The following is a 16,910-nucleotide window of genomic DNA, read 5'->3' on the forward strand; positions in this document are numbered from 1 at the left end:
TATTTTTTTTAATTTTTTATAGGGGATTTTAACATGGTAGACTACGTCATCAAAACAAACAATTTGTCAAAAATATATTTCAAAAATAAAGTCGTAAATTCAGTTAATATGCATGTTGAAAGAGGAAAAATCTATGGACTTTTAGGTAAAAACGGTGCTGGAAAGACCACAACAATGTGCATGCTTTTAAATCTTACATATCCAAGTGAAGGGGAAATATTTCTCTTTGGAAAAAATCCTAAAAAACATTCCAATGAAATTTATCCAAAAATAGGTTCAATCATTGAAACTCCTGGATTTTATGAAAATTTAACGGCTTATGAAAATTTGGAAATCATTGCTAAACTGAGGGGAGATTATAATCCGTTCAATATCAGTTCAGTACTTGAAATGGTTAATTTAAGCCAAGCAAAATCAAAAAAATTCAAGGATTTTTCATTAGGCATGAAACAGCGTTTGGGAATTGCAGCAGCAATTATGCACAGTCCTGAGCTATTGATACTGGATGAACCCATCAATGGCCTTGATCCATTTGGAATTAAGGAAATTCGTGCATTGCTTAAAAGATTGTCCCATGAATTTGGAATAACTATTCTAATTTCATCTCATATCTTGAGTGAAATAGAAAATCTTGCCGATGTCATAGGTTTCATGGACAATGGCGTTCTGATAGAGGAGATGTCCAGGGATGAGTTATTCAATAGACTGGATAAATTTGTAGAGTTTGAAGTATCAGACATTGATTTGGCAGTAAATATTTTCAAAAAGCTGGAACTTAGAGAAAATATTGATTTCACAGTCAATGGAAATATAATTCGTTTGTATAGTCATTTGAACATGAGAGATAAGTTCAATGCAATATTTGTCAAAGCAGGAATTGATGTGAAAAAGGTAAATCTGTGTGAAGAGAATCTGGAAGAGTTTTTCACAAGATTCGTTTCTAATAATTAAAGGGGAGATTAGATGTTGACTTTTATAAATATGGAATTTTTAAAACTTAAAAGATCCAAAATATTTTTGTTAAGCATAATAGGAGCCATTCTTCCGCCATTGCTCATGTTTATTGCTGTAACTTCATTTGATGAAGGGCAAACTTTTGAAGCATTATTCACTAATGTCAATATGTACATGTCGGCGATGTTTGCAGTCATGATATTTGCAATAATCATATCATATCTGTTTGGCAGGGAATACAATGAGCATACCCTAAAGACAATGCTGACTATCCCTGTGTCAAGAGGAAAGTTTCTGATAAGCAAATATGTCATGTTTCTGGTTTGGATTGTTATTCTAACAGTGGTGACAAGTCTTTCAACACTCATATTTGGTTTTGCAGCAGGTCTTGAAGGATTCAGTGTAAATCTGTTTTTAGACAGTTTCACTCAGCTTCTCTATGCAAATGTACTGTTATTTTTAACATTCTCTCCATTTGTATTCATTTCACTGCTGATAACAAACATGGTTCCTGCGATGATTGGAGGTGCAGGCCTGTCATTGGTCAATTTGATGGTATATGGCCAAAAATGGGCTCCATTCGTTCCCTGGACATGCCCATATTTAATCGCATCAGGGGAGATAACCGAATATGCAACAAGCATTAGTGTATCGTATAGCATTATTTTAGCCACTTTTGTAATTGGATTAGTGATTTCATACATTTACTTTACAAGAACGGATGTTTCACTTTAGACATTACTCTTCAAATGCTCTATGCATTGATTTAAATACTGCAATGTCAAAATATATTAAGAGGTGATATAATGAATGATTTTGAAAATCAAAAATTCTGTCAATCCTGTGCAATGCCTTTGTCAGATAATCAGCTCTTTGGAACCAATGCCGATGGCACTAAAAACGAAGACTATTGCATATACTGCTTTAAAGATGGAGAATTCACATCTGACATTTCCATGGATGAAATGATGAATTTTTGCATTGAAAAAATGGTAGAAGTTCACCCGGAAATGGACAAAAAACAGGCTTCTTTTATGATGAAAGAAGTATTTCCAAAATTAAAAAGATGGGCAAAAGATTAGTTTCCCATCAAACTTTTTTTTCTTTTTGTACCAAACTATATAATGTAAAAAATAGTATATAGTATTGGAGTTTGAAATATGAAATTATGGAATCCTATCGCTTTTTTTATTAGTCTAATAATGAGTATTATAATGCCGTTGATTTTTGCAACCCCTATGGGAATGCCTGTTGAAATCTGTTTTCTGATGTGGCCGGTCAGATGGGTTGTAGCTTACTTTTTAGTTAATCTGATTGTTCATCCTTTAGGACTTAAACTGGCAGGTAAAATCTTTGGATTTAAATTAGGAATGAAAACAGGACTGTGGAATCCATTGGCATTTTTCATAAGTTTAATAATGAGTTTCATTATGCCTTTGATATTCGGAGTTCCTATAGGACAGCTGCCTGTTGACATGCTGATTTATTTATGGCCAGTCAGATGGGTTGTAGCGTACTTCATTGTAAGTCAGGCGGTTAATCCGTTGGCATTTAAGCTTGCCGGTAAAGTATTCGGATTTAACCCTATGAAATAGCTAAATTTATAAATCTATTTTTCAATATTTAATTATAAGTTAGGAGATTTTGATATAATGAGTTCTATAGTTGGTTTACAGGGTAATGTTAAAGCACAAGACATCATAAAAATGTTGAAAGCATCTAAAAACAGAGGTCCTGATGCATCAGGAATTTATCTGGATAAAGTTTATGAAAACATTGATTTGGATGAGTTTTGTGATGATAATGATTATGATCTGGCCCTTGGGCACAATATGCTTTCAGTCTATGATAAAAATGAACATATATCTAAAGTGCAGCCTGTATCCGATGATAATCTCATTCTCGTTTTAAACGGCTCATTATACAATTTCCAGACTATCAGAAATTTCTTATCCAAGGTAGGTGTTGAAGCCGAAATCACATCTGATGCTGAAGCAATATTATATTTAATTGATTTTTATGCTAAAAAACTTGATCTTCTCAAGGCATGCTCTGCTGCAGTAAGATTACTTGACGGAGATTATGCCTTTGCAGTATGGGATGGTGAAAACCTGGCAGTTGTCAGAGATCCCTTAGGTGTAAAGCCACTATTTTACGCACAAAAGGATGGTTTAAACGGATTTGCATCTTCCAGAAATGCACTGAAAGAAGTCGGATTTAGTGACATTGACACCCTAAAACCCGAACATATACTTTATAACTGGGAGGATATAGCTCCTGCCCAGGCGATTTATGAAAAAATCTTTGAAGGGGACGTAGCTAAAATAGACAAGATGTTAAGGTTAAGTCTTGTTACAAGAGTTGCCGATTTAAGGGAAGTTGGAGTAATATTTTCAGGAGGCCTTGACAGTTCATATCTTGCGCTGCTTTTAAAGGAAATATCCGAAAATGTACCTTTAAAAATCAAATTGTATGCTGTAGGTGTTGAAGGCTCAAAGGATGTTGAAGCTGCAATATATGCATCAAAATTCCTGAATATGGATTTGGAAATCTGCACACTAACAGAAGAAATGATACGTGAAGCACTGCCTAGTGTCGTAAATGCAATAGGTGACGATAACCTGATGAAGGTCGGAGTAGGCCTTACAACATATTTTGCAACAAAAATGGCGGCCAAAGACAATATTAATGTAGCAATTTCAGGTCAGGGTGCTGATGAGCTCTTTGGAGGATATAAGCGTTATCTTAAAAGTTTTGTAAATGACACATTGAACTATGATATTCGTGAAGACATATCCAATATGTATCATGTCAATCTTGAACGTGATGATGCATGTGCCATGTTAAATTCAGTAGAAATAAGACTGCCATTTTTAGATAAAAAACTGGTGGAACTGGCTTTAAACATTCCGGACAACAAAAAAATAGTCTCAATGCATGATGACATGAGAAAAAGCATATTGAGAAAACTTGCATTTGAAGAGGGCCTTGACTATGAAATAGCTTACAGGCCTAAAAAGGCAGCTCAATATGGTACTGGAATTGATAAAGTTTTACGTAAAAAAATCATAAAAGATACAGATATTTCAAAATATTTGGAATAATTTTTAGATTTTTGTAAAATATCAATTACATCTTATAATTTTTTTTCTTTATATATGTCCTTATTTTTAAATTTAGAAACATTTATATACTTCTTTTCATTTAAGTTATTATGGCTTATTTTATACAAGTGTATTCTTTATATAAATACAGTCGTTTCGGTATTAAATGACTCACAAAGAATTATACTCTTTTGCAGCACTTTATATACTATTTTTATATTATTCGGAGGTATTATTATTAATTTTAGAGAGGGTGCTCTATGGAAGTAGAGCAATTAATTACAAATCCTAAAAAGAGTATCATCGGATTAAGCATTCCAATGATTCTATCTTTATTTTTAACAATGATTAACAATCTTGCAGATGCAATGTGGGTTTCAGGACTCGGTTCAGATGCTCTTGCAGCAATAGGTATCGTAACACCGCTGTTCATTATTATCATCGGGCTTGGAATAGGATTGTCTGCAGGTGTCAACTCATCAATTGCACGTTTTATAGGTGCAGGTGATATGAAAAATGCTGGAAACAGCGCAACACACGGTGTAATCTTAAGTATAATAGTAAGTATTGTAATTCCGGGATTGATCGTATTATTCCTGGATCCGCTGTTAATTGCAATCGGCGGAGCTAACGTATTGGGTTTGGCCCATGAATACGGGGTCTGGGTGATATCCGGTGGATTTACAATCATCATTCAGAATATCTACTGCGGAATATTCAGATCAGAAAACAAAGGTGTTAAAGCAACATTACCTATTGGTGTTGCGGCTGCCCTAAACATTATTCTGGACCCTATTTTCATATATAATTTGAATATGGGTGTTGCAGGTGCAGCTATAGCTACCGTGCTTGCAAACTTCATTGGTCTTTTGATGTATCTCTACTGGTCATACGTTAAGGATGACAACACTATTGACGTTAGAAGCTATTCAACAGATAAGCAAATCTATAGGGATATCATTTCTGTAGGAGTTCCTGCAAGTATGGAACAGATTTTAATGTCACTTTTTTCCATGGTAATCAATGTGATATTGGTAATGGTAGCAACAACTGACGCTGTTGCAGTTTATACTACCGTCTGGAGGCTGATAAGTATTGGAGTAATGCTTCCTGTTGGTTTTGGAACCGGTGCAATCAGCGTATTCGGAGCACTGTTCGGAGCAAGAAAAGGAGATATGATTGGTGAGACATTCAATTATGTTCAAAAGATTGGTTTTATAGGATGCATTGCAATGGCTGTAATCCTTGCGGTATTGGCACCGTATCTTGCAATGCTTTTTGGTGGGGCAGGACTCAATGATGAAATTGCTGCCGTAACTGTATTATTATGTCCTTATGTTGTATTTGCAAGTTGGAGTATTATTTCAGGATGTATTCTGCAAAGTTTCGGAAGAGGGGATTTAAGTCTGGGTTTTACATTTTTCAAACAGATAGTTTTAACTTTAATATTCATCTGGATTCTGCTCTGGATGGGTGAAAACGGAGTATACTTGGGTATTGTAATAGCAAACTTCGTTGGAAGTCTGATACAGTTATTGTTCACCCGAAGATATGTAAAGTCAATTCAGAAATATTACAGATAATAATTAATTTGAACAACCTCGCCTTCTTCAAGGCGAGGTTGTTCAAGCTTTTAATTTCAGACATAATAATGATTTTATCTATTATTTTTAATAATTGTTTTGTTTATTCAATATTCGTAATCAGTTTTTTTAAGATTTATTAAGATTTATTTTTAAAATTAAACAGTTATTGTCGGATATATTTTTTAAATTAATCTTTAACTTTATTAATATAAAAAAACATAATAAATATATTATTTATTATTAAGGAGTTTATTTTAATGACAATCGAAAAAGATGCTGAAGACATTATAGAAAAATTTTCAAAAATTTTAGAAGACATTCCAGATTCAGATGAAACCTGGTACATCACAGATAACTTAAATTTAACACGTGACGATGAATCTCACGAAAAAAATCCAGAAAAAATATTAAGGAATGCTCGTATAGATAAAGATGGAAATTTAGTAGTTAAAAAAGCAGATTGGACACATTAAAGAGTGATTTAAATGAGAATGAACTTAGTTTTAGAACTTTTAGATATTCCAGGACAATTGGTTTCTGTATTGGAACCTATTGGTGCTCTTGGTGCAAATTTAGTCACTGTTATCCATAAAAGGGAACTGAAAAATGAACAGGGTTTGGTTCCGGTTCATATCACAATTGAAGGTGAACGTGAAAATCTCTTCAATGTCATTGAAAGATTTGAAGAATTAGGATTCTCTATTGTTGAAATGGATGGTGTCGTTAAAAAAGAAATGATCAGTACCATATTATACGGTCACATTGTGGACCAGGATTTAAGGGACACCATGGATAGAATAAACGCATTAAAAGGTGTCGTTATTGTTGGTTTTGATATTAAACTGGATGGTGAGAAAGAATCCACTGCATTAATTAATATTGAAACAGATTATGGTATTAAACAAACTGTATTTGACAAGATTAAAGAAATTGCTGATGAAAAACAGCTACTTATGATTAATGAAGTTTAAGGGATTATTATGGATGAATGTAAAGTCATTATCATGGGATTCGGTGCAGTAGGTCAAGGTGTAGCCAATGCAATTTCCATGAAAAAGGATTTAATTAAAGAAAAAACAGGTGTAGCTGTTAAAATTGTTGCAGCTGCCGATTCATCTACATCTGCAATATCAGCCGACGGATTAGATGAAAAATTATTAGTACAAACAAAAGAAAAAGAAGGAAAATTATCTGCTTATCCTGAATTCGGAAGCGATAAATGTGGTGAAGACGTTTTAGATGCTGTTGAATATGATTGTCTTATAGAAGCAACTCCTACCAATATTGTTGATGCAGAACCAGCATTTTCACTAACTATGAAGGCTTTCGACCAAGGAAAAGATGTAGTAACTTCAAATAAAGGTCATTTAGCACTTAAATTCAAAGAAGTTGTAGGCGCCGCTGAAAAAGCAGGTGTGGAATTCAAATATGAAGCAAGTGTTGGAGGATCCATGCCAATAATCAACTTCGCTAAGGAAACCTTATCCTCATGCTCAATCAACTCAATCATCGGTATTCTAAACGGTACTACAAATTATATCCTCTCAAGAATGACTTCCGAAGGTACTGATTATGAAAGTACCCTTAGGGAATCACAGGAACTTGGAATAGCTGAAACAAATCCTACACAGGATGTTGAAGGTATTGATGCAGCATGCAAAACTGTTATTCTTGCAAATTCCATTTTAGGAATTGACGCCACATACAGTGATGTTGAAGTTCATGGTATTTCCAATATCAATTCAAAGGCAATTGAACTTGCTAAAAAAGATGATTATTTAATAAAACTTATTGCAGAAGTATCTCCAAATAATTTAAGGGTATCACCACGTTTGGTTAAAAAAGGAAGTTCCTATGATGTAAGCGGAACCTTGAATATGGCTACAATCAACACAGATTTAGCCGGAGATGTAACTGTAATGGGACTTGGAGCAGGATCTATTGAAACTGCTTCTGCGATGTTGACTGACTTAATTAGTATTTTAAAAAATAAAAACTAATTAATTTTTTTTTTACTTTTTTTGATAATATGAAATATGTAATTTTTATCCCTGATGGGTCTAGTGATTATCCTGTTGATGAATTAGACGGTAAAACTCCTCTTATGGTGGCAAAAACCCCAAATATTGATAAAATGGCTAAAGGAGGATTTGGAGGATTTACAAATAATGTTCCACAGCAATACACTCCAGGTTCTGATGTGGCCAATATGAGTATTTTCGGATACAATCCTGCTGATTACTATACTGGCCGTGGACCGCTTGAAGCAGGCAGTGAAGGAATACCAACAACACCTGAAGACGTAATATTCAGATGCAACACCATATTCAGTGAAGATGGAGAAATGGATGACTTCAATGCAGGTCACATCTCAACAGAAGAAGCTGATGAACTTATGAAAGGCCTAAACGAGTATTTCACTGAAAAATACCCTGATTTCAAAGGTAAATTCTATACTGGTGTAAGCTACAGACACTTGTTTATATATTCATGCGACAGCGTTGAAGATGCAGAAGTATTGTCCAGCATCAAAACAATGCCTCCTCATGACATTGCCGGTGAAAAATTGGTAGATAACTTATTTGGTGACTGTGAACTGGCTCATGAAATCCAACAGATAATGTTCGAATCCAGAGAATACCTCAAAGACCATGAAGTCAACCAGAAAAGAGAAATTCCTGCAAATATGGTATGGCTATGGGGACAGGGAGTCACACCAAGCTTACCTAACTTTGAGGAAACCTACGGAATCACCGCTTCAGTCATAACCGGTGTTGACCTACTTAAAGGAATAGGTAACTTTGCAGGAATGAATATAGTTAATGTTCCTGGAGCTACAGGATATTTTGATACTGACTATGAAGCAAAAGGAAAATATGGAATCGAAGCATTGAAAGAAACAGACTTATTATTAATTCATATCGAGGCACCTGATGAAGCAGGCCATGCTCAAAACGTTGAAGAGAAAGTCAAAGCTATTGAAAGAATTGATGAATTCATCGTTGGACCAATCATTGAAAGCCTGCAGGGTCAGGACTTCAGAGCGGCAATATTGCCTGACCATCCAACTCCAATAAGTGTTGGAACCCATACAAGGGACGATGTGCCTTTAGTAATATATGATTCAGCACGCGAAGGTGACGATTGCGAATCATTTGATGAAGAAGGAGTTAAAAAAGGTTCACTTGAAACCAAGAAAGGCCATTTCTTGATTCAAAGATTAATTTCAGGAGAGTTTTAGATGAAAGTATTGTTAGTTAACGGAAGTCCACATAAGGAAGGATGTACATATACTGCACTATCTGAAGTGGAAAAAACATTAAATGAAGCAGACATTGAAACCGAAATCTTTTGGATAAGAACAAAACCGATTATCGGATGTACTGCATGCATGAAATGTCAGGAAAAAGGAGAATGCACATTTGACAATGATGTCGTAAATGAATTTGTTAAAAAGGCTTATGATGCTGACGGATTCATATTCGGATCACCTGTTTACTATGCAGGTGCAACTGGTGCTGTAACTTCATTTTTAGACAGGGCATTTTATTCAAATTCCCAGGGTACTGGTCTTGAAGCATTCAAACACAAACCTGCTTCAGTTGTTTGCTCTGCAAGAAGAGGTGGAACAACTGCAACTTACGATCAGTTAAATAAATATTTGGGAATTAGCCAAATGCCTATTGTTTCATCATTTTACTGGAATATGGTCCATGGAAACACCCCCGAAGAGGTCATGCAGGACTTGGAAGGTCTTGCAACAATGAGACAGCTTGGAAGAAACATGGCATTTTTCCTGAAATGTATTGAAGCAGGTAAAAAAGAAGGACTGGTTCCTGAAGAAGAACCAAAAATAGCTACTAACTTCATAAGATAATATTATGAATATCTTTAAAACTCCTGAAGGTTATTTATATTCAAATAAGGCATTGCTCTACTTATTCATTCCGCTATTGGTGGAGTATGCTTTAGAATTTTTTGTTGGACTAGCTGATTCAATCATGGTTGCATCATTGGGTGAGGCTGCAATTTCAGGAGTTTCCTTAGTCGATTTTTTAATGCAACTTCTTATTTTTTCTTTTTCAGCTCTTGCAACGGGAGGAGCTGTTGTAGCGGGACAATATTTAGGTGATAAACAAGTCGAAAAAGCACAGAATTCAGCCACACAGCTTGTCTGGTTTTCCACTATTTTATCAACAATATTGATGATTGCCGTCATTATTTTAAGACAGTTTCTAATAGGTTTGCTGTTCGGTCAAATTGAGGCTGACGTATGGCATAATGCAGATATGTATCTCTATATTGTAGCCATATCAATTCCGTTTATAGCTATTTACAATGCGGGAGCAGCAATTTTTAGAACAACAAACGACGCATTTCTTCCAATGAAAATCATGCTTGTTTGTGATGTTCTAAATGTCATAGGCAATGCATTTTGCATTTACTATCTTGGATGGGATGTTAGGGGTGTGGCAATTCCAACTGTAATTTCAAGGGTTCTTGCGGCACTCGCTGTTCTTTATTTTGTTTTGGATGAAAACTATAAACTGCATATTAAAAGGACTTTAAAACATAGATTTGATACAAAAATTTTAAGGAAAGTTTTGCAGGTCGGTATTCCATATGGTATTGAAAACGGCCTGTTTCAGCTTGGAAGAGTATTGATTTTAAGTCTGGTTTCAACATTCGGAACTATGGCAATCGCTGCAAATTCCGTTGGTTATGCAATAGGAATATTTTCAGTTCTGCCGGGTTTTGCAATTAATTTAGGCTTAACTGCCATTATTTCAAGATGTGTTGGAGCAAATGATTATGAACAGGCAAGGTATTACAACAAAAAATGTCTGATAATCGTGATAGTTTCACATGTCGTAATCAATCTGGTTATTTTTGCAATTTTGCCTCTTGTTTTGGGAATTTACAACCTGTCTTCTCAAACTGCACAGATGGCAACTGAAATGATAATCTGGCACGGTATTTTTGCAATAATCATCTGGCCGTTATCTTTCACAGTGCCTGCAACATTCAGAGGAGCGGGAGATTCAAAAACTGTAATGTACATCAGTTTAATTGTTATGTTTACCTGCAGGATTGCATTGTCTTATGTTATAGCCGACTGGATGGGAATTGGAGTATTCGGAACATGGATTGCAATGTTTATAGACTGGTATGTAAGAGCCGCAATCTATATCTACAGGTACTTCTCAAATAAATGGACAGAATACAGGGTGGTTTGATGAGCGAAATTGTTTTTAGAAATATTCACGAATTCGAAAAGGAGGACTTGAAAGATTTGTTTTAATCTGACAGATTAATGGACTTGGGTGTTAATATGGTTTTGTTTAGAGGAGACATTAAGTGTAAAAGCTTACAGAGACGTACTTCAATCAGTGTAATTTTGCCTGCGGACAATATTCATTTCCTGCAGGATAGGGAAGAGATAGTTCCGCAGCCCTACAAAACATTGTATCTGCTTCATGGCCTCTACGGCAGCGATGACATATTCCTGGCAAACACTTCCATTCAGAAATTTGCAGAGGACAACGGAATAGCTATTGTAATACCATGCGGCGAGAACAGCTTCTATGTGGATAATCCAAAGGCACATGCATATTACGGAGAATATGTCGGCCAGGAACTATTGGATATTACAAGAAACATATTCCCTTTATCCCACAAAAGGGAGGACACATTCATTGCGGGCTTTTCAATGGGAGGTTATGGAGCAATCAGAAACGGTTTGAAATACAGTGAAAACTTCTCAAAAATAGGAATGATTTCAGCTGCACTGATAACTGACGATATAGTTTATTTGAATGATGATGATAATGTATTGAGGTCAAGGGATTTTTATGAATCAGTTTTTGGAAACTTGAATGAATTGAAAGGTTCGGATATGGATCCCAAAGCCCTACTCGAAACATGCGATGATGTTCCGGATATTTTCATGGCATGCGGGGTGGATGACTTTTTATATGGTAAAAATGTTGAGTTTCATGAGTTTTTAAAGTCAAGAAATGTTAATGCGGAATTTATGGAATCTCCAGGTGAGCATACCTGGGAATTCTGTGATGAACATATAAAAGAATTCATTAAACGTGCGGTTGGAGAGTGATGATATGGTAAAATTATGTCCTAATTGTGGCAGCACATTAACTGAGGTAGGCGGAGGTTATATGTGCCGTGAATGTGGCAGGGGAATGTTTAGAGATGATGAGGTCATAACTCCGAAATGTCCAAGCTGCGGTGAGGAATTGAGTGATTTGTCAGGTTCATTTTTTTGCTATAGCTGTTCAAGGTCAGTTAGTAAGGATGACGCACTCAGCGGAAGCAGTTCCAGCTATGATGATTATGAAGTTGATGAACCTGATTATGATTCCATGATTGATAATGGTGATGAAATTTGTCTTAACTGCACATACTGGTCCACAAGTCCTTATGGAGCTTCCTACGGAATGGTGTGCAGAAGAGGTTATCCGACTGACGGTCCGGGAGATTCCTGCAGTGGATTTGTAAAGTCAACCCATTTTGCAAGCTATGGTGATAACGGTCAGTATCAGTTCAATGAAACCGACAGGGACATTTCAAATAAATTATATCACTGGAAACACAATAGGTAAGGTCATTTATAAAGGGACTAGAATTTTTATATATTAGTATAAACTAAAATTATAATTGTATTAATTTGATGGAGAGGATTTTTCTGACAAAGTATATTATTATAACTGGTGGGGTAGTTAGTTCCATAGGTAAGGGTATTACTTCTGCATCTATGGGTAGGATTTTAAGATCTTACGGTTTAAAAGTTTCAGCTATTAAAATAGACCCGTATTTAAACTGGGATTCTGGAACACTCAATCCATATCAACATGGTGAAGTATTCGTGACTCATGATGGAATGGAAACCGATTTGGATCTTGGTCACTATGAAAGATTTTTAGATGTTGAACTTGATGGAATGGCTAACATTACAACTGGTAAAGTTTATGAATCTGTAATCGCTAAAGAAAGAGAAGGCGGATACTTAGGTGAATGTGTACAGGTTATTCCGCACATTACCAACCGTATAAAAGAAATGATCAGGGCCAACTCTGAAAGCGCAGATTATGATGTTGTTTTGGTTGAACTTGGTGGTACTGTTGGAGATATTGAAAGTCAACCTTTCCTCGAAGCTTTAAGGCAACTTAGAAATGAAGAAGGACGTGAAAACGTCATGTTCGTCCATGTTACATTTATTCCCTACCTAAATGCAGCTGGAGAATTCAAAACAAAACCAACCCAACATTCAACTAAGGAATTAAGAAGTGTCGGAATAAATCCTGATGTTATTGTATGCAGATCACAGGTCCACATTGATGATGCACTGCTTGGAAAAGTAGCTCATTTCTGTGACGTGGACGTTAATGCAGTAGTAAATACTCCTGATGCAGGCACAATCTATGAAGTGCCTTTAGTTTTAGAAGATAAAAATATTGGTGAGTTAATCGTCAATAGAATTGGTTTAGATGTTGATCCTGATTCATCCAAGCTTGATGAATGGAGGGAAATAGTCAAATCACTCAGAATAACTGACCCTGAAGTCACTATAGGTATCGTCGGAAAATATGTGGAGCTTGAAGATTCCTACATAAGTATCCGTGAATCATTGCTTCATGCAGCTGCAAGCATAGGCGTTAAAGCCAACATCAGATATTTGAGTTCTGACGTTGAAGAGCTTGACCAAAAAGCATTAAGCGAATTTGACGGTATACTGATTCCTGGCGGTTTCGGAGAACGTGGTTTCGAAGGCAAATTGGATGCTGTAGATTATGCAATTGAAAACAATGTGCCTTTATTCGGAATTTGTCTTGGAATGCAGTCCATGGTGACTCAATTTGCTCGTAGAAACGGTTATCCTAATGCAAACAGTTCTGAATTTGATGACAATTTGGAATTCCCTGTTATTGATATGATGGAAGAGCAAAAGAAAATCAAAAACATGGGTGGAACCATGCGTTTGGGTTCATATGACTGCAGCATCATTGAAGGAACTAAAACTTTTGATGCATATGGTGAAACTGAAATCGAAGAACGTCATAGACACAGATATGAATTCAACAATGATTTCAGACAGGATTTGCAGGATAAAGGTTTAATAATTTCAGGTACAAGTCCTGATGACTTTTTAGTTGAAATTGTTGAATTCCCAAATCATCCATGGGCTATTGGTTGTCAGTTCCATCCGGAATTTAAATCCAGACCAAATAGGCCTCATCCATTATTCAAATCATTTTTAGAAGCTATTTATGAGTTTTCTAAAAATTAATTTTTTTCTATTTTTACACAATTTTATATTTTTAAAGCAATTTAACGAGATTAATTTCTATCTAATTAATATTCTAGTTAGTTTAATCTATAACTATGAATTATAGTGCAGTATTTTTTATTCAAATTATCGTAACGATTTTATTTTCTATTCTGGCGTCAATTTATGATGTTCGTAAGGGTTTTGTTCCGGACAGGTTAAACCATCTGCTGATATTTTTCGGTCTTGCATCGAATTTGGCATTGACATTTCTGACAGGTAATGTTAAATTCATTTTAGCTTCATTTATTTCGATGGTTATGACTTATGTAATAGCTTATATGTTATGGCAATTGCATATGTGGGGTGGTGGTGATGTAAAATTATTTACTTCAATTGCTACAGTTATACCATTAGGGTTAAATGGGGAGATTTTCAATATTTTTCCGTTACTGTCAATTTATCCCTTTGCATTCACAGTCATAGTCAACAGCATTCTGGTGTCATTTCCGTTTCTGGTCATATTCACAACCCATTTAATCTTTAAGAATAATCTGGTCAGGAGAAACGTTGACCTGCTGGTAAATGTCTTCAACTATCAATCCTTAAGGACTTTGATAAAATCAACACTCAACAAAACAGTCAAAATAAAAGACCTCGAGGAAGGAATGATTGTAAACAAATACGGTTTCAATGATAATCATATAAGAGAACTCATTGATGAATCGGACGGGAATTTAAAGGTTTATAAAAGTAAAAATGATGATTTCAGATATTACTTTAAATCTAAAAGTGCAGGGGGACTGACTTCAGATGATGTAAGCCTCCTAAAGGTAATGTGCCTTCAAAAATTTATTTCAGATTCAGTGTGCATAAAAATTTCATTTCCTTTCACTCCGGCAATTTTATTTGGTCTGCTTATTGCATTAAGTTACGGGGATTTGATGATGTTGATTACAAAGAATTTTGTTTTGGTGATTTGATGATTAAGGAGGATAGAGCCCAGGTTTCACTTGAATACATGCTGATATTGGCGGTGTCATTAATAATTCTGGTTGCCTTTACGATGCCCCTTTTAAATGAGGTGATGTCAAACACATTCGATGTAAGCGATTCTTTAAATACAAAATCCGATATATCAGCTATAGCCCAATCTATCAAGAAAGTTTATGGCGAAGGCGAAGGATCAAGGCAGACAATAACGATTGACGTAAAAAAGCCTGTAAAGATTGATATTTCAAATAATCAGATTTCATCAAAAATCAAGCTGAACAACAACAAGTATAAGGTAATAAAAATTAATGTTAAATCCAAACTGAAAACAACTGCCCTTAAGCTTGACGAGGGAAAAAATTCCATGGTGGTTGAATGGCCTGTAGGTGAAGAGAATATGATATTGTATGCAATATGACATAATCGATATACAAAGTTATTTAACTACTTAATTTCAATATTTAAATTATAGTAGATAAATGGCGTGTGAATTTATGGATATTGTAATTGCATTAATATATATCGTTTTGTTTATTATAATGATGATATTCGTTTTTTCCATAGGTATGATTAGAAACTATATGCCTAAACGTGAAATTGTTTTAGTGCTTGTAGTTGCATTTTTAATTGGTGCCATTGGCGGTGCATTCTTTTTGGAGCCCATATATGAAGAACTGCCACAAATGATGAGTACCGTTGAAAAGAACGTACCTGGAAATGAAGAAACAATGTATCTTGATTTGTCATCTTCTATAAACATGAACGAGTTAAACGACAATTTGTCAAAAACTGAAGGTTTTGTTTCACTTAAGGAAACGGCCATTACGATTCCTCTTTGGAAACTGAATGATAAGGAAGTAGAATATTTCAATTATGTTTTAAAAAATATTGATTCCCATTTCAAAAACTATAATGTAACCAAAGACGGAAAACTTCAAATCGAACTTGAAGATAACTATTCTTCTTACGATGCTTTAAAATCATTCTCTGATTGGTATAAATTAGTTTATGGTGGATCCATTTCTTATGCTCAAGTTCATGCAGAACTGGTTGTATCATCATCATCCATAGAAGATTTCCAAAAAATCCTGCTTGATTATGGTGTAGTTCCTAGCAAAATGGAAGGGCCGGTTCAAAGCACTATTAATGACACTAACACTTCAATGCTTCCTAGCACTCATTTTGTTTTGATTACAGGGGCAGTAGGTGTAGTAGTTGCTTTGCTTGGAATCTATTATGATTCATTCGGAGTTTTCTCCAGAAGATTTAGAAGGTTTATGCGCGAAAAACGTAAAAGGTAATATCTTATGAAAGCTTGTGTATTGTTTTCTGGAGGTAAGGATAGTACAATGGCACTGTACTATGCCCTAAAGGAGAAAGAAGATGTCAAATATCTTCTTTCCATGAAATCTCGAAATTCGGAATCATACATGTTTCACGTGCCGAATATTCATGTAACTGATTTGCTTGCAGAAGCGCTTGATATTCCAATAATGTCTGTTGAAACTGATGGAATTAAGGAAGAGGAACTTGAAGATTTAAGGCATGCATTTGAAAACCTTAAAGGTTTGGGCGTGGAATGTATATACACAGGTGCACTTTACTCCCAATATCAGAAATCCAGAATCGAAAAGCTTGGAAGTGAAGTGGGACTTGAAATCATTTCCCCATATTGGCATGTTGATGAACTGGAATACATGAGAGAAATTGTGTCATTAGGTTTTAAAATTATCATCAGCGGAGTTGCCGCCTGGGGATTGGACGAATCATGGCTTGGAAGAGTAATTGATGATGAAGCTATTGATGAGCTTGTAAAATTGAATGAAAAATACTATGTCGATATAGCCTTTGAAGGCGGTGAGGCAGAAACATTGGCTATTGACGGACCTATTTTTAAAAAGAAAGTTAAGATTTTAAAAGATAAAAAAGAGTGGCATCGTGACAGTGGTGTTTATATTATTGAAGATGCCGTTTTGGAAGAAAAATGAG

Annotated in this window: 19 protein-coding genes; all 19 read left to right on the forward strand. The window is 35.2% G+C overall.

Annotation, left to right across the window (positions count from 1 at the left end):
- Nucleotides 1-33 precede the first annotated feature (33 nt).
- The 19 genes from E7Z81_RS03700 (at nucleotide 34) to E7Z81_RS03790 (ending at nucleotide 16,909) form a co-directional block, all read left to right on the forward strand.
- Nucleotides 34-951, forward strand: coding sequence for an ABC transporter ATP-binding protein (locus E7Z81_RS03700; protein ID WP_292744406.1), 918 nt, complete (start codon nucleotides 34-36; stop codon nucleotides 949-951).
- A 12-nt stretch (nucleotides 952-963) separates the two neighbouring features.
- Entirely contained in the window at nucleotides 964-1,689 is a 726-nt protein-coding gene (locus tag E7Z81_RS03705) for an ABC transporter permease (protein WP_292744409.1), read from the forward strand.
- Between the two features lie 71 nt (nucleotides 1,690-1,760).
- Nucleotides 1,761-2,036, forward strand: coding sequence for a zinc ribbon domain-containing protein (locus E7Z81_RS03710; protein WP_292744412.1), 276 nt, complete (start codon nucleotides 1,761-1,763; stop codon nucleotides 2,034-2,036).
- A 78-nt stretch (nucleotides 2,037-2,114) separates the two neighbouring features.
- A complete protein-coding gene (locus E7Z81_RS03715) occupies nucleotides 2,115-2,549 on the forward strand; it encodes a hypothetical protein (RefSeq protein ID WP_292744415.1) in 435 nt (144 codons plus the stop codon).
- A gap of 57 nt (nucleotides 2,550-2,606) precedes the next feature.
- Nucleotides 2,607-4,058 carry an asparagine synthase-related protein gene (locus tag E7Z81_RS03720; protein WP_292744418.1) on the forward strand — a complete coding sequence of 484 codons (1,452 nt, stop codon included), beginning with the start codon at nucleotides 2,607-2,609 and terminating at the stop codon, nucleotides 4,056-4,058.
- A gap of 260 nt (nucleotides 4,059-4,318) precedes the next feature.
- Complete coding sequence (locus E7Z81_RS03725; protein WP_292744421.1) at nucleotides 4,319-5,641, forward strand: MATE family efflux transporter; 1,323 nt, start codon at nucleotides 4,319-4,321, stop codon at nucleotides 5,639-5,641.
- Nucleotides 5,642-5,901: 260 nt separating this feature from the next.
- Nucleotides 5,902-6,117 (forward strand): Asp-tRNA(Asn) amidotransferase subunit GatC, encoded by a 216-nt coding sequence (gatC, locus tag E7Z81_RS03730; protein WP_292744424.1) that lies wholly within the window; start codon nucleotides 5,902-5,904, stop codon nucleotides 6,115-6,117.
- Nucleotides 6,118-6,129: 12 nt separating this feature from the next.
- Nucleotides 6,130-6,615, forward strand: a complete 486-nt coding sequence (locus tag E7Z81_RS03735) for an amino acid-binding protein (RefSeq protein WP_292744427.1) — start codon at nucleotides 6,130-6,132, stop codon at nucleotides 6,613-6,615.
- Between the two features lie 9 nt (nucleotides 6,616-6,624).
- On the forward strand, nucleotides 6,625-7,644 hold the full coding sequence (locus tag E7Z81_RS03740) for a homoserine dehydrogenase (RefSeq protein WP_292744430.1): 1,020 nt from the start codon (nucleotides 6,625-6,627) through the stop codon (nucleotides 7,642-7,644).
- Between the two features lie 29 nt (nucleotides 7,645-7,673).
- On the forward strand, nucleotides 7,674-8,885 hold the full coding sequence (locus E7Z81_RS03745) for a cofactor-independent phosphoglycerate mutase (RefSeq protein WP_292744433.1): 1,212 nt from the start codon (nucleotides 7,674-7,676) through the stop codon (nucleotides 8,883-8,885).
- Nucleotides 8,886-9,521, forward strand: a complete 636-nt coding sequence (locus E7Z81_RS03750) for a flavodoxin family protein (protein ID WP_292744436.1) — start codon at nucleotides 8,886-8,888, stop codon at nucleotides 9,519-9,521.
- 1 nt (nucleotide 9,522) lies between these two features.
- Nucleotides 9,523-10,881, forward strand: coding sequence for an MATE family efflux transporter (locus E7Z81_RS03755; protein ID WP_367263003.1), 1,359 nt, complete (start codon nucleotides 9,523-9,525; stop codon nucleotides 10,879-10,881).
- A gap of 95 nt (nucleotides 10,882-10,976) precedes the next feature.
- The gene (locus E7Z81_RS03760; protein WP_292744441.1) at nucleotides 10,977-11,759 is read left to right on the forward strand and encodes an alpha/beta hydrolase-fold protein; all 783 of its coding nucleotides are present in this window, start codon (nucleotides 10,977-10,979) and stop codon (nucleotides 11,757-11,759) included.
- A gap of 4 nt (nucleotides 11,760-11,763) precedes the next feature.
- Nucleotides 11,764-12,264: a zinc-ribbon domain-containing protein gene (locus E7Z81_RS03765; protein WP_292744444.1), complete on the forward strand. Its 501-nt coding sequence runs from the start codon at nucleotides 11,764-11,766 to the stop codon at nucleotides 12,262-12,264.
- A 68-nt stretch (nucleotides 12,265-12,332) separates the two neighbouring features.
- Nucleotides 12,333-13,949 carry a CTP synthase gene (locus E7Z81_RS03770; RefSeq protein ID WP_292744447.1) on the forward strand — a complete coding sequence of 539 codons (1,617 nt, stop codon included), beginning with the start codon at nucleotides 12,333-12,335 and terminating at the stop codon, nucleotides 13,947-13,949.
- Nucleotides 13,950-14,044: 95 nt separating this feature from the next.
- Nucleotides 14,045-14,911, forward strand: a complete 867-nt coding sequence (locus tag E7Z81_RS03775; RefSeq protein WP_292744450.1) for a prepilin peptidase — start codon at nucleotides 14,045-14,047, stop codon at nucleotides 14,909-14,911.
- The gene (locus E7Z81_RS03780; RefSeq protein WP_292744453.1) at nucleotides 14,911-15,339 is read left to right on the forward strand and encodes a class III signal peptide-containing protein; all 429 of its coding nucleotides are present in this window, start codon (nucleotides 14,911-14,913) and stop codon (nucleotides 15,337-15,339) included. Before E7Z81_RS03775 ends, E7Z81_RS03780 begins: the two co-directional genes overlap by 1 nt.
- 76 nt (nucleotides 15,340-15,415) lie before the next feature.
- Nucleotides 15,416-16,222, forward strand: coding sequence for a hypothetical protein (locus tag E7Z81_RS03785; protein WP_292744456.1), 807 nt, complete (start codon nucleotides 15,416-15,418; stop codon nucleotides 16,220-16,222).
- 6 nt (nucleotides 16,223-16,228) lie between these two features.
- A complete protein-coding gene (locus tag E7Z81_RS03790) occupies nucleotides 16,229-16,909 on the forward strand; it encodes a TIGR00289 family protein (RefSeq protein ID WP_292744459.1) in 681 nt (226 codons plus the stop codon).
- Nucleotide 16,910 lies beyond the last annotated feature (1 nt).

It is taken from the genome of Methanobrevibacter sp. (genome assembly GCF_015062935.1).
Classification (GTDB): domain Archaea; phylum Methanobacteriota; class Methanobacteria; order Methanobacteriales; family Methanobacteriaceae; genus Methanocatella.

Coding starts and splice junctions, on each gene's coding strand:
- E7Z81_RS03785 (WP_292744456.1), top strand. CDS start 15,416: ATGGATATTGTAATTGCATTAATATATATCGTTTTGTTTATTATAATG.
- E7Z81_RS03760 (WP_292744441.1), top strand. CDS start 10,977: ATGGTTTTGTTTAGAGGAGACATTAAGTGTAAAAGCTTACAGAGACGT.
- E7Z81_RS03775 (WP_292744450.1), top strand. CDS start 14,045: ATGAATTATAGTGCAGTATTTTTTATTCAAATTATCGTAACGATTTTA.
- E7Z81_RS03765 (WP_292744444.1), top strand. CDS start 11,764: ATGGTAAAATTATGTCCTAATTGTGGCAGCACATTAACTGAGGTAGGC.
- E7Z81_RS03705 (WP_292744409.1), top strand. CDS start 964: ATGTTGACTTTTATAAATATGGAATTTTTAAAACTTAAAAGATCCAAA.
- E7Z81_RS03735 (WP_292744427.1), top strand. CDS start 6,130: ATGAGAATGAACTTAGTTTTAGAACTTTTAGATATTCCAGGACAATTG.
- E7Z81_RS03770 (WP_292744447.1), top strand. CDS start 12,333: ATGGAGAGGATTTTTCTGACAAAGTATATTATTATAACTGGTGGGGTA.
- E7Z81_RS03725 (WP_292744421.1), top strand. CDS start 4,319: ATGGAAGTAGAGCAATTAATTACAAATCCTAAAAAGAGTATCATCGGA.
- E7Z81_RS03790 (WP_292744459.1), top strand. CDS start 16,229: ATGAAAGCTTGTGTATTGTTTTCTGGAGGTAAGGATAGTACAATGGCA.
- E7Z81_RS03780 (WP_292744453.1), top strand. CDS start 14,911: ATGATTAAGGAGGATAGAGCCCAGGTTTCACTTGAATACATGCTGATA.
- E7Z81_RS03750 (WP_292744436.1), top strand. CDS start 8,886: ATGAAAGTATTGTTAGTTAACGGAAGTCCACATAAGGAAGGATGTACA.
- E7Z81_RS03745 (WP_292744433.1), top strand. CDS start 7,674: ATGAAATATGTAATTTTTATCCCTGATGGGTCTAGTGATTATCCTGTT.
- E7Z81_RS03720 (WP_292744418.1), top strand. CDS start 2,607: ATGAGTTCTATAGTTGGTTTACAGGGTAATGTTAAAGCACAAGACATC.
- E7Z81_RS03710 (WP_292744412.1), top strand. CDS start 1,761: ATGAATGATTTTGAAAATCAAAAATTCTGTCAATCCTGTGCAATGCCT.
- E7Z81_RS03740 (WP_292744430.1), top strand. CDS start 6,625: ATGGATGAATGTAAAGTCATTATCATGGGATTCGGTGCAGTAGGTCAA.
- gatC (WP_292744424.1), top strand. CDS start 5,902: ATGACAATCGAAAAAGATGCTGAAGACATTATAGAAAAATTTTCAAAA.
- E7Z81_RS03700 (WP_292744406.1), top strand. CDS start 34: ATGGTAGACTACGTCATCAAAACAAACAATTTGTCAAAAATATATTTC.
- E7Z81_RS03715 (WP_292744415.1), top strand. CDS start 2,115: ATGAAATTATGGAATCCTATCGCTTTTTTTATTAGTCTAATAATGAGT.